At 72.5% G+C, this 11,886-nt stretch carries 12 protein-coding genes; 8 read left to right on the top strand and 4 right to left on the bottom strand.

Annotated elements, in window-relative coordinates:
- The first annotated feature begins 156 nt into the window (after positions 1-156).
- Complete coding sequence (locus AB0M83_RS14040) at positions 157-510, top strand: MmcQ/YjbR family DNA-binding protein (protein WP_364516821.1); 354 nt, start codon at positions 157-159, stop codon at positions 508-510.
- Between the two features lie 90 nt (positions 511-600).
- Here the strand turns inward: AB0M83_RS14040 and sepH are convergent, their stop codons facing one another.
- From sepH to AB0M83_RS14025, 3 genes are all read right to left on the bottom strand, one after another.
- Entirely contained in the window at positions 601-1,446 is an 846-nt protein-coding gene (gene sepH / locus AB0M83_RS14035) for a septation protein SepH (RefSeq protein ID WP_364516819.1), read from the bottom strand.
- A gap of 189 nt (positions 1,447-1,635) precedes the next feature.
- Positions 1,636-2,784, bottom strand: a complete 1,149-nt coding sequence (locus AB0M83_RS14030) for an ATP-binding protein (protein ID WP_364516817.1) — start codon at positions 2,782-2,784, stop codon at positions 1,636-1,638.
- Entirely contained in the window at positions 2,781-3,443 is a 663-nt protein-coding gene (locus AB0M83_RS14025) for a response regulator transcription factor (RefSeq protein ID WP_364516815.1), read from the bottom strand. Before AB0M83_RS14025 ends, AB0M83_RS14030 begins: the two co-directional genes overlap by 4 nt.
- 113 nt (positions 3,444-3,556) lie before the next feature.
- Between AB0M83_RS14025 and AB0M83_RS14020 the strand changes: the two genes are divergently transcribed.
- The 6 genes from AB0M83_RS14020 to AB0M83_RS13995 all read left to right on the top strand — a co-directional run bounded on the left by AB0M83_RS14020 (position 3,557) and on the right by AB0M83_RS13995 (position 10,149).
- Positions 3,557-4,099, top strand: a complete 543-nt coding sequence (locus AB0M83_RS14020; protein ID WP_364516813.1) for a hypothetical protein — start codon at positions 3,557-3,559, stop codon at positions 4,097-4,099.
- Positions 4,096-5,190, top strand: a complete 1,095-nt coding sequence (locus tag AB0M83_RS14015) for a peptidoglycan-binding protein (protein ID WP_364516811.1) — start codon at positions 4,096-4,098, stop codon at positions 5,188-5,190. Before AB0M83_RS14020 ends, AB0M83_RS14015 begins: the two co-directional genes overlap by 4 nt.
- Positions 5,187-5,873, top strand: a complete 687-nt coding sequence (locus AB0M83_RS14010) for an ABC transporter ATP-binding protein (protein WP_364516809.1) — start codon at positions 5,187-5,189, stop codon at positions 5,871-5,873. Before AB0M83_RS14015 ends, AB0M83_RS14010 begins: the two co-directional genes overlap by 4 nt.
- A complete protein-coding gene (locus AB0M83_RS14005) occupies positions 5,870-7,075 on the top strand; it encodes an ABC transporter permease (RefSeq protein ID WP_364516807.1) in 1,206 nt (401 codons plus the stop codon). Before AB0M83_RS14010 ends, AB0M83_RS14005 begins: the two co-directional genes overlap by 4 nt.
- A 207-nt stretch (positions 7,076-7,282) precedes the next feature.
- Complete coding sequence (locus AB0M83_RS14000) at positions 7,283-8,806, top strand: amidohydrolase family protein (protein ID WP_364516805.1); 1,524 nt, start codon at positions 7,283-7,285, stop codon at positions 8,804-8,806.
- A 98-nt stretch (positions 8,807-8,904) separates the two neighbouring features.
- On the top strand, positions 8,905-10,149 hold the full coding sequence (locus tag AB0M83_RS13995) for a glycosyltransferase 87 family protein (RefSeq protein ID WP_364516803.1): 1,245 nt from the start codon (positions 8,905-8,907) through the stop codon (positions 10,147-10,149).
- Between the two features lies 1 nt (position 10,150).
- Here the strand turns inward: AB0M83_RS13995 and serC are convergent, their stop codons facing one another.
- The gene (gene serC / locus AB0M83_RS13990; protein ID WP_364516801.1) at positions 10,151-11,278 is read right to left on the bottom strand and encodes a phosphoserine transaminase; all 1,128 of its coding nucleotides are present in this window, start codon (positions 11,276-11,278) and stop codon (positions 10,151-10,153) included.
- Positions 11,279-11,524: 246 nt separating this feature from the next.
- Between serC and AB0M83_RS13985 the strand changes: the two genes are divergently transcribed.
- Positions 11,525-11,842, top strand: a complete 318-nt coding sequence (locus AB0M83_RS13985; protein ID WP_364516799.1) for a hypothetical protein — start codon at positions 11,525-11,527, stop codon at positions 11,840-11,842.
- The last annotated feature ends 44 nt before the right edge of the window (positions 11,843-11,886 follow it).

Here is an 11,886-nt window from a genome sequence, read left to right as displayed (position 1 = left end):
GTGCCCTGGGCGCGCGTCCGGGTCTGGGAGCGGAAGGCATACCGTGGTAGCCGGCGATCCGGCCGAGCAGCAGCTTCGCGTGCCGGACGCTGTCGTCATCGAATGTCACGCTGCACGATCGATCCCTCCCTCAGCGTGACATCGTAATCTGTCGGGATGCGGCAGCTCGACGCGTTGCGGAAGTTGTGCCTGGCCCTGCCCGAAGCGACCGAGCGGCTCAGCCACGGGTCGCCCGCGTGGTTCGTGCGCGGCAAGAAGACGTTCGTCATGTTCGCCGACGACCACCACGGCGACGGCAGGCTCGCCTTCTGGTGCCCGGCGCCGCCCGGGGCGCAGGAGGAGCTGGTGCGCACCGAGCCCGGGCGCTTCTTCCGGCCGGCGTACGTCGGGCACCGCGGCTGGCTGGGCGTGCGGCTGGACGTCGACGTCGACTGGGCCGAGATCGACCGCATCGTCCGGGAGGCCTACCGCCTGGTGGCCCCGAAGACCCTGGCGGCGCAGGTCACCTAGCGCCCCAATGTGGCCTTGGTTGCGTTAGACGCACCCAAGGCCGCCTTCGGTGCGTCAGACGCACCGAAGGCCACATTGGGGCGTTGAAACCTAGCCGCGCTGGGAGCGGACCCCGAGCAGCACGTCCTCCCAGGACGGCACGATCGGGTGGTTCTTCTTCACCTTCGGCCGCTGCTCGGCGCCGGTGTCGTCCTCCGGGTCCGCCGGGACGCGGGGGATCTCGCGGGTGTCGTCGTCCGGGTCCGGCTCGGCGGCCGGCAGCTCGGCGTGCTCCTGCGGCGGCACCGAGTCCAGCGTCGGCTGGAACTCCGCGTCGCGGGCCGGGTCGAGGGCGCGGACCGTGCGGGGTGCGCGGTAGGCGTTCGGGTCGAGCAGGACCTCGGCGTTCTCGTCGAGCGCCACGACCGTGCCGCCGTGCGCCCCGGGCGAGAACGCCCAGTGCGCGCGGTTGTCCGACCGGCCGGCCTTCCACCGCAGCACGACGACCCAGCGGCCGTCGTCGCCCTTCCAGGAGTCCCAGGTGGCCTGCGAGTAGTCGTGCCCGCGGACGCCGAAGCTGTACGCGACGACCTCGCCGAGCGTCTGCACGTCGGGGCCGTCCTCACGGACGGGGTGGGCGCTCTGGGCGAGCTCGGCGGTCCGGGACCGCTCGAGCAGCACGGGGTAGGCGTAGCGCTCGACGCGCTGCTCCGAAATACCGGCGCCGCTCGCCACCTGCTGGACTGACTCGCCGGCGCGGATTCGCGCCTGGATCTCGCGTGGCCGCATCTGGCTCTCCAACTCGATTTCGATCTGGCCGAGGCGGGTGAGGTCACCCCGCGCCGCAGCGCGCAGTCTTTCATCGGCCGGGAGGAGGAAGCGCGTACCGCTCGCCGAGTCTTCGCACACGATGGACTTACCGTCCTCGTGCAACCCGACTACCCGAAGCGTGCGCATTGTTCGCCTTCCCCGATGCTTCACCGTTGTGGGTGCCCACGTTAGAACGGCGCGTCGGCTTGACGTGCGAGGCGCGCCGAGTCCGTGCAGAACTGCCCACTGTTCACTTTGCGACGCTCGCATCATGGATCACCCAGGTCGGCGGCCGCCGGGTGACACGCCGGACACGGTAAGTCACGATCGAGTGGATCACGAGGGCGGCAGGCGAACCGTCACCGTCAGCCCGCCGCGCCGGCCGGGCTGGGCTTCCGCGTAGCCGCCGTGGGCCTGGGCGACCGACCGCACGATCGACAACCCCAGCCCGGCGTTGCGCGTGTCGCCGGTCCGCTCCGAACCGGCCCGGCGGAACGGCTCGAACAGCGTCGGCACGGCTTCGGGCGGCACCACCGGCCCCGAGTTGCGCACCTCCAGCGCCGGGTCGCCGCGGACCTCGACGTACACCCAGCCGCCGGCGGCGTTGTACGTGATCGCGTTCATCAGCAGGTTCGTCACCAGCCGTTCGAGCAGCACCGGGTCGCCCGCCACGACGCGCGGCCGCAGCCGGGTCTCCACCTTCACCCCCGCCGCGGACGCCGCCGCGGCCGTCGCCCGGACCACCGCCGCGACCACTTCGTCGAGGCGGACCGGGGCACGCGCGGTGAGCCCCCGGTCGCTGCGGGCCAGGATCAGCAGGCCCTCGATCATCCGTTCGCTGCGCTCGTTCGTGTGCAGCAGGTGCGTGCCGAGCTTCCGCAGTTCCGGGGCCACTTCGGGGTCGGCCATCGCCACTTCGACCAGCGTCCGCTGCACCGCCAGGGGCGTCCGCAGCTCGTGGGACGCGTTCGCGACGAACCGCTTCTGGCTGTCGAACGACTCCGCGAGCCGGTCGAGCATGCCGTCGAACGTGTCCGCCAGCTCCTTCAGCTCGTCGGGCGGCCCTTCCAGGTTGATCCGCCGGTCGAGCTTGCCCGCTTCGAGCCGGCGCGCCGCCGACGTGATGTCGTGCAGGGGCCGCAGCGCGCGGCCCGCCATCAGCCAGCCGAACAGCACGGCCAGCGCCGCCGTCGCGACCAGCGCGATCGCCGAGCCGACGACCAGCGTGGACAGCGTCGAGGAGCGGTAGTCCTCCAGCGAGCCGCTGAGCAGCCGCACCGTGCCGCCCTCGGCCGGCATGGCGGTGCCGGCCGGGGTCCCATAGGTGGCGTCGGCCGAACCGATCGTCGTCAAGGCGACCCGGGCCGGGTCCGGCAGCGTGCTCTGGACCAGCAGGTAGTTGATCACCACGAGCACGAGCCCGGCGAGCAGGAAGAGCGCGCCGTACCAGGCCGTCAGCTTCGTCCGGACCGAAATGCCGTTCACGGGGTGCCGAACCGGTAGCCGGCACCGGGCACGGTCCCGATCACCGGCGGGTCGCCGAGCTTCCGGCGCAGCGTCATCACCGCGACGCGCACCGCGTTCGTGAACGGGTCCGCGTGCTCGTCCCACGCCTTGTCCAGCAGGTCCTCGGCGCTGACCACCGCGCCCTCCGCCCGCATGAGCACCTCGAGCACGGCGAACTCCTTCGGCGAGAGCAGCAGGAACCGGCCGTCGCGGGCGGCCTGGTGCCGCGGCAGGTCGAGCACGACGCCGTCGCGCTCCAGCACCGGCGGCAACGCGGGCCGCGCGCGCCGCGACAGCGCCTGCACCCGGGCGACCAGCTCGGCGAACGCGAACGGCTTCGTCAGGTAGTCGTCGGCGCCGAGGCCCAGGCCGGCGACGCGGTCGGTGACGTCGGCGGCCGCGGTCAGCATCAGCACGCGCGCCTCGCCGCCCGCCCGCACCACCGCGGCGCAGACGTCGTCGCCGTGCACCTTCGGCAGATCGCGGTCGAGGACCACGACGTCGTAGCCGTGCACGCCGACGCGTTCCAGGGCCTGCTCGCCGTCGTAACAGACGTCGACGGCCATCGAAAACCGCCGCAGCCCCTCCGCCACGGAGTCGGCCAGCAGCCGTTCGTCCTCCACCACCAGCACGCGCACCCGCCCAGTCTGCGCAGGGAGGCCATAAGGACCGCATAAGCGACGTCGCTTAGCGCGCCCGAATGCCCCGATCCGTAGACCTGGCACCCATCCGGACACGAAAGGAGCGAGCCATGCGGACACGGATCATCGTCGCGGCGCTCGGGGCGGCCCTGCTGCTCGGGGGCTGCGGCGCGAAGGCGGACGACGGCGGCAAGGTCGCGTCGATCTCGACCCCGCCGAAGTCGGGCGGCCCCGCAGCGGCCGACACCAGCGGCAAGAGCGACGAAGACAAGATGCGCGACTTCGCCAAGTGCATGCGCGAGCACGGCGTCGACATGCCCGACCCCAAACCGGCCGGTGACGGCAGCGGTGGCATGGCCATCACCCTGGGCGGCGACGGCGCCGACGCCTCGAAGATCGAGACCGCGCAGAAGGAGTGCAAGCACCTCATGCCCAACGGCGGCGAGATGAAGCCGCCGAGCGCCGAGGAGCTCGACAAGATGCGCAAGGACGCCAAGTGCATGCGCGAGCACGGCATCGACATGCCGGACCCCGACCCGAGCGGCAAGGGCGCGACGCGGATCGGTGGCCCGGGCGACGACCCGAAGAAGTTCGAAGCCGCCGCGAAGGCGTGCGGGCTCGGCATGAGCCGTAGCTCCGAGGCGGGCAAATGAACGAAGTGACCCACCTGAAGGCGCGCCGCCGTGGCCGGACGCGCTGGTTCGTCGTCGTCGCCGTCCTCGTCGTGGTGCTGGGCACCGGCTCGGTCGTGATCCTGACGCGCGTGTCGAGTGCGACGCCCGTCAAGGAGGCCGCGCCGCCGTCGGTCGAAACCGCCGAGGTCGTCAAGACCGACCTCAGCGAGGAGGAAGAGGCCGACGGCACCCTCGGTTACGGCGACGAATCGACCGTCGCCGGCCGCAAGCCCGGCACGATCACGTCGCTGCCCGACGCCGGCGCCACGATCACCCGGTGCAAGCCGGTGTACGGCGTGGACGCGAAGCCGGTGCCGCTCTTCTACGGCACACTGCCGTTCTACCGCGACCTCGCCACCGGCGCGGACGACGGCGCCGACGTCAAGCAGCTGGAGGAGAACCTCAAGGCGTGCGGGTTCGGCGGCTTCGGCACGCCGGACAAGAAGTTCACCTCCGCGACGGCGGCCGCGGTGAAGAAGTGGCAGAAGTCGCTGGGGCTGGAGCAGACCGGCGCGTTCGGCCAGGGCGACGTCGTGCTCGCGGCGGCCGAGGTCCGCGTGTCGGCGCTGTCGGCCAAGCCCGGTTCGCCGGCGCAGGGCGAGGTGCTCAAGACGACCGGGACCGTCCGCTCGGTGCAGGTGAAGCTCGACGCGGCGAAGCAGGATCTCGCGCAGCAGGGCGCGAAGGCGTCCGTGACGATCAACGGGAAGACGACGGCGGGCACGATCACCGACGTCGGGAGGTCCGCGGTCGAGGGCAAGGACGGGGCGGGCCAGGACGACGGCAAGCCCAAGATCACCGTGAGCGTCCGGCTCGACGACCCCGCCGTCGCCGGCTCGCTCGACTCGGCGCCGGCGACCGTCCGGTTCACCAAGGACGTCCACTCCGGGGTGCTCGCGGTCCCGGTCGGCGCGCTGCTCGCGCTCGCCGAAGGCGGCTACGCCGTCGAGGTCGACGAAAACGGCCAGCGGCGGCTCGTGGCTGTCCGAACCGGACTGTTCAGCGGGGGCAAAGTGGAGGTCACCGGCACCGGCCTGACCGCGGGCATGCGGGTGGTGACGACGTCGTGACGCCCGTGCTGCGCGTCCACGAGGTCACGCGCACCTACCCCGGTGGGGTCGCCGCGCTCGACGGCGTCTCGCTCGCGTTGGAGGACGGTGAAATGGTCGCGATCGTCGGGCCGTCGGGGTCCGGCAAGTCGACCCTGCTGCACCTGATGGGGACGCTCGACCGGCCGTCGTCGGGCCGCATCGAGCTGCACGGCCACGACGTCGCCGCGCTCCCGGACCGCAAGGTCTCCGCGCTGCGCTCGCGCTGGATCGGGTTCGTGTTCCAGCAGTTCTTCCTCGACGAAGGGATGAGTGCGGTGGACAACGTGTGCACCGGGCTGCTCTACGCCGGGGTGCCGCGGCGACGGCGGCGCGAACGGGCGCTGGCTGCGCTCGACCGCGTCAAGCTGGGGCACCGGGCGTGGCACCGGCCCGGTGAGCTGTCCGGTGGGGAACGCCAGCGTGTCGCGATCGCGCGGGCGGTCGTCAACGAGCCGTCGATCCTGCTGGCCGACGAACCGACCGGCAACCTCGACACCGGCACCGGCGCGTCCGTGCTCGCGCTGCTCGGGGAGCTGTCCACCGGCGGCACCACGATCGTCGTGATCACGCACGACCGGGAGATCGCGGCGGGGATGCCGCGCCGGATCGAACTGCTCGACGGCCGGCTGCGGCTCGACACCGGCCTGGTGGGTGCGCGATGACGCTGGTGACCCTGCCGGAACCGGCCCGGCTCAAGCCGCCGGACGTCGTCGCGCTCGGTGCCCACGGCATGCGCACGCGGCCGGTGCGTGCGGTGCTTTCCGCGCTGGGCATCGCGATCGGCGTCGCGGCGATGGTGGCGGTGCTGGCGATCCCGGCGTCCGGCGCGCAGGCCCTGCACGACCGGCTGGCCGCGCTCGGCACGAACCTGCTCACCGCCGGGCCGGGGCAGACGCTGTTCGGGAACGACGCCGTGTTGCCGGACGCCGCGGTGCCGATGGCGAAGCGGATCGGGCCGGTGCAGGCGGCGAGCGGCACCGGGAACACGTCGGCGAGCGTGCGGCGCAGCGACAAGATCGCGGCGGACGACACGTCCGGGCTCGCCGTGTTCGCCGCCAAGCCGGACCTGCTGGGCGTGCTCGGCGGGAAGGTCCGCACCGGTGCGTTCCTCGCCGCGGGCAACCAGGACTACCCGGTGACGGTGCTCGGCGCGCAGGCCGCGGCCCGCCTCGGCATCGACCACGTCGACCCGGCCCGGCCGACTCAGGTGCTGATCGGGACCCAGTGGTTCACCGTGGTCGGGATCCTCGCCCCGATGCCGCTGGCGCCGGAGATCGAGCGGTCGGTGCTGGTCGGCTGGGACGTCGCGAAGCGGCTGCTCGGGTTCGACGGCCATCCGTCCACTGTGTACGTACGCGCGGAGGAGTCCCAAGTGGACAGTGTGCGCTCGGTGCTGGGCGCGACGCTGAACCCCGAGGCGCCGAACGAGGTCGAGGTGCGCCGACCGTCGGAAGCGCTGGCCGCGCAGAAGCTGACGGACACGACGTACAGCGCGCTGTTCCTGGGGCTCGGCGGGGTGGCGTTGCTGGTCGGCGGGGTCGGGGTGGCCAACACGATGGTCATTTCGGTGCTCGAACGCCGGCGCGAGATCGGCCTGCGCCGCGCGCTCGGGGCGACCAAGAGACAGATCCGCGGGCAGTTCCTCGCCGAGTCGGTGCTGTTGTCGGGGCTGGGCGGGCTTGCGGGGGTGCTGGCCGGGGTGCTGGTGACGGCGGGCTACGCGCTGAGCCAGGGCTGGCCCGCGGTGCTGCCCTGGGCGACGCTGGCGGGCGGAGTCGGCGTGGCGGCCCTGGTGGGGGCGATCGCGGGGGCCTACCCGGCGGTGCGAGCGGCCCGGCTGGCACCGACGCAGGCGCTGGCCTGACCCGCCACTTTCCCCATGAAAGTGCACCGGAGGGCGCGGCTCCGCGTCACTTTCGTGGGGAAAGTGTTGCGGAGCGTGCACTCCGGATCACTGGGGCGGGAAAGTGCTAACTCCGAGCGTGCGGAGCGGGAAGAGCGCACGTTGGAAGATTCGCGGCCTCCCCCGGACGGGTTGAATGAGCGGCATCCCGAGCGATAGGGGGCCGCCGTGGAGCGGGTCGAGGCGAAGCGGCGTGACTTCCTCCGATGGCTGGCGGTCGCCGGGGCGGGGCTCGCCGCCGCGGGGGTCGCGCCGGCCGTGTTCGCGCAGGAGGCCGCCGCGGCCGGGTCGGACGTCGTCGTCGTGCTGGGGGCCACCGTCGTCGACGGCACCGACTCCGAGCCCGTTCCGCACTCGGCGGTGGTGCTGGTCGGGGACCGGATCGCCTGGACCGGTCCCGCCGCGGACCTGCCGCCCTTGAGCGGCGGCGTCCGGGTCGTCGACGGCCGGGGCCGGTACCTCGTGCCCGGGCTCTGGGACCTGCACACGCACGGCCTCGACTACGAGACCATCTTCCCGCCGCTGTACCTGGCCAACGGCGTCACCGGCATCCGTGAGATGTGGGGCTACGCCGAGAACCGCGCGGTGCGGGACAAGATCGTCCGTGGCGAGCTGGCCGGCCCCCGGGTCGTCATGGGCAGCTCGATCATCGACGGCCCGGTATCCCTGCTCGCGCCCCCCGTCACGCAGGTGGCGACGGCGGAGGAGGCCCGCGCGGCCGTCCGGACCGCCGAGGCCGAGGGCGCGGACTTCGTCAAGGTGTACTCGTACCTGGGCGAGGAGGCCTTCGCCGCGATCGCCGACGAGTGCCGCCGCGCCGGGCTGCCGTTCGCGGGGCACTGGCCGTACCGGGTTTCGCAGCCGGTGGCGAGCGACGCGGGCCAGCGCAGCTTCGAGCACCTCTTCGGTGTCCCCGTCTACACGTCGGCGCGCCGGGACGAGTTTCTCGCCACGCTCGCCGCGACGCCGTTCGACCCGGCGCACCCGCGCGACTTCTTCACCCTGGCCCGCGAGCTGGACCGGCAGGCGACGGAGGCCTACAGCCCGTGGCGGGCCCGGGAGTTCTTCGGCCGGCTGATCCACAACGGAACCCGGCTGACCCCGACGATGGTCGTGAACCGGGTGATGTGCTCGCCCGCGGACACGTTCGCGCACGACCCGCGGCTGAAGTACGTGCCCCGCGCGGTGCGGGACGTCTGGGCCGAGCAACTGCGGACCCGCACGCCGGTTACGCCGGAGGAGATCGCGCAGCAGGACGCCTACTTCCACGCGCAGGTGGAGCTGGCGGGCGCGGCGCACCGGGCGGGCGTCGCCCTCCTCGGCGGCACCGACTGCCTGAACCCGTACGTCTTCCCCGGCTTCAGCTTGCACGACGAGCTGGACCACCTCGTCGAGGCGGGATTGTCGCCCCACCGCGCGTTGCAGGTCGTGACCCGCGACGCGGCGGCGTTCCTCGGCCGCGCCGCGACGGCGGGCACGATCACGCCCGGCAAGGTGGCCGACCTGGTGCTCCTCGACGCGAACCCGGTGGCCGACATCCGCGCGGTCCGCCGGATCGACACGGTGATCGCGGCCGGACGGGTCTTCGGCCGCGCGGCACTGGACCGGATGCTCGCCGGCGTCGAGGCGGCGGCGGACACCACGGTCAACGCCAGGTCGGCGACCGGCTTGGCGATGCACAGCTGCTGCTGACCCCCCGCGAACACCAGGTCAGTGCGGTTGCCGGTGCACGGCCGCCGCCGAGCGCCCGGTAATCTCGGCCGGTCGGGCCTGGCTGAGTGGGGGTAGACGTGTCGGGTTGGTCCGGGCGGAAGCTTGCGGGGGCGCTCGCCGCGCTCGAGGTCGCCGCCGTCGTGCTCGTCCTCGTGCTCAAGCGGTTCGACGGCCTGGACCTCGAGGTCTACCTCGGCGGGGCCAAGGCGCTGGCCGGGCAGGGCTCGCCGTACGACGCCTGGGTGCCGACCACCCACCAGATCCTGCTGCCGTTCACCTACACGCCGTTCGCCGCGGCCGTGTTCCTGCCCGGCACGCTGCTGCCCTTCGCCGTGACGATGAAGCTGGTCAGCATCGCCTCGATCGTCGCGACCGGCGTCGTCGCCTACCTCTACGTCGCGACGCTCAACGGCTCGCTCACCGACCCGTCGAAGGTCACCGGCCGGACGGCGGCCGCGCTCGTCGCCATCGGCGCGCAGCTCGCCGGGGCCCTGCTCGAGCCGGTGCGCTCGACGCTCGGCTTCGGCCAGATCAACGCGCTGCTCATGGTCCTGGTCGTGCTCGACGTCCTGCTCCCCGGCGACCGCCGGCGCACCAAGGGCCTGCTCATCGGCGTGGCCGCGGCGATCAAGCTGACGCCGGCCGTCTTCGTCGTCTACTTCCTGGTCCGCCGCGACTTCAAGTCGGCCGCGCGGGTGGTCGCCGGGTTCGTCGCGGCCGGGGCGCTGCTGTGGCTGGTCCGGCCGTCGGCGTCCTTCACCTACTGGACGAAGCTCGTGTTCGACGCGGGCCGCATCGGCGGTGTCGACTACGTCGGCAACCAGTCGCTGAAGGGCCTGGTCACGCGGCTCGGGCTGCCGGAGACCGCCGGGAACGTCCTGTGGCTGCTGGCCGCGCTCGCCGTGATGGCCGTGGTCGCGGTGGTGATCGTGCGGGCGGGCGAGCCGGTGCTCGCGCTGACCGCGTGCGCGCTCGGCGGGCTGCTGGTGTCGCCGATCTCGTGGACCCACCACTGGACCTGGTGCGTGCCGATCCTCGTCCTGGCCGGGTACTACGCCTGGCGTTCGTGGCGCTCCGACCGCGTCGTGGCGTGGTGGTCGGGCGCGGTCGTCGTGGCCGGGCTGGCGCTGTTCATCTGGGGCCCGATGTGGTTCGCGCCGCGCCCGGCGCCCTCGGCCGGCTGGTGGCTGGCCACGGAGTCCTACGAGCTGTTCGGCCTGGCGCTGCTGGTCCTGGCCGCCTTCGCCGCGCGTCGCCTGAAAGCCGTGAAGGCCTCCTTACCGGCTCTCTCGGCCGGTAAGGAGGCCTTCACGGACGTCTAGCTCAGCTGCCCAGGCGCTCGACGACGTACTCGATGCTCTGGGTGAGCTTCGTGATGTCGTCCGGGTCGATGGCCGGGAACAGGCCGACGCGCAGCTGGTTGCGGCCCAGCTTGCGGTACGGCTCGGTGTCGACGATCCCGTTGGCGCGCAGCACCTTCGCGACCGCGGCGGCGTCGACCTCGTCGGCGAAGTCCACCGTGCCGACGACCTGCGAGCGCAGCTCCGGGTCCTTCACGAACGGCGTGGTGTAGCTCGTCTTCTCGGCCCACTCGTACAGCCGCGACGACGAGTCCTTCGTGCGCGCGGTCGTCCACTCGAGGCCGCCCTGGCCGTTCATCCACTCGATCTGCTCGGCGAGCAGGAACAGCGTGGCCACGGCCGGGGTGTTGTACGTCTGGTCCTTGCGGGAGTTGTCCAGCGCGGTGGTCAGCGACAGGAACTCCGGGATCCAGCGGTCGCCGCCGCCGATCTCGCCGATGCGCTCGACCGCGGCGGGCGAGGCCAGCGCGATCCAGAGGCCGCCGTCCGCGGCGAACGACTTCTGCGGCGCGAAGTAGTAGACGTCGAAGTCCTCGGCCTTGACCGGGAGCCCGCCGGCGCCGGAGGTGGCGTCGATCGCGACGAGCGCGCCGTCGCTGCCCTCGGGGCGGCGGACCGGGACGGCGACACCGGTCGACGTCTCGTTGTGCGCCCAGCCGACCAGGTCCGCGCCGGCTTCGTAGGCGATGTCGGGGGCGCTGCCCGCGTCGGCCTTGACGACGATCGGGTCGGCCAGGAACGGCGCGCCCTTGGTGACACTGGCGAACTTCGAGGAGAACTCGCCGTAGGTGAAGTGCTGCGAGCGCTCGCGGACCAGGCCGAACGCGGCCGCGTCCCAGAACGCCGTGGTGCCGCCGTTGCCCAGGATCACCTCGTAGCCCTCGGGCAGGGAGAAGAGCTCGGACAGGCCCGCCCGGACGCGTCCGACGAGGGACTTGACCGGCTTCTGCCGGTGCGAAGTGCCGAGGTAGGTGGAGCCGGACTCCGCCAGGGCGCTCAGCTGCTCGGCGCGGACCTTCGACGGTCCGCAGCCGAAGCGGCCGTCGGCCGGCTTGAGGTCTGCGGGGATGGTCAACTCAGCGTCGGTCATGTGGCCAGTCTCTCAGGTCGGGATGCGGCTGGTGAAGGTGGTTCTCGGGTGTCCGGTATGTGGAACGACGGCTGGTCCGGGAGGGACGCCGCCGGGAATCTCGCTGTCCGGCGCGCCCGGGGCTCAGTAGCTTCGCGTCGGCGTGAAGGAGGCAGCGACAGCTACGCCGTCGGGCTCATCGGACACCATCGCCGTGGGGGTAAAAACACGGTCCCGCCCCGCCGGGGCACCGGTAGCTTTCCCGCCATGACGACTGTGCAGCAGACCTTCCCGGTGCCACCACAGGCGCTGTGGAACGCGCTCCCCGCCGGGGTCGCGGCGATCCGCGGGCAGGGCCCGTTCTACGACCCGCAGCGTGGTTACGTGTCCTGCCGCACCGGGATGACCATGCTCAGCTGGGGACAGGAGATCACCGCGACGGTCGCGCCGTCCGCGGGAGGGGCGACGCTCACCGTCCTGACGAAGTTGAAGTTCGGCCTGTTCGACTGGGGCGAGGGCAAACGCCTCGCCCACCGGTTCGCCGCCGCCGTCGGGCACACGGCCGGCGCCGCCGCACTGACCTGAGGGGCCCCGCTCACCACCGCTCTGGGGGTGTGAGCGGGGCCCGG

It is taken from the genome of Amycolatopsis sp. NPDC051106, assembly GCF_040682775.1.
Classification (GTDB): domain Bacteria; phylum Actinomycetota; class Actinomycetes; order Mycobacteriales; family Pseudonocardiaceae; genus Amycolatopsis.
The sequence above is the reverse complement of the archived record's forward strand: the minus strand, read 5'-3'. Positions and strand labels throughout refer to the sequence as shown.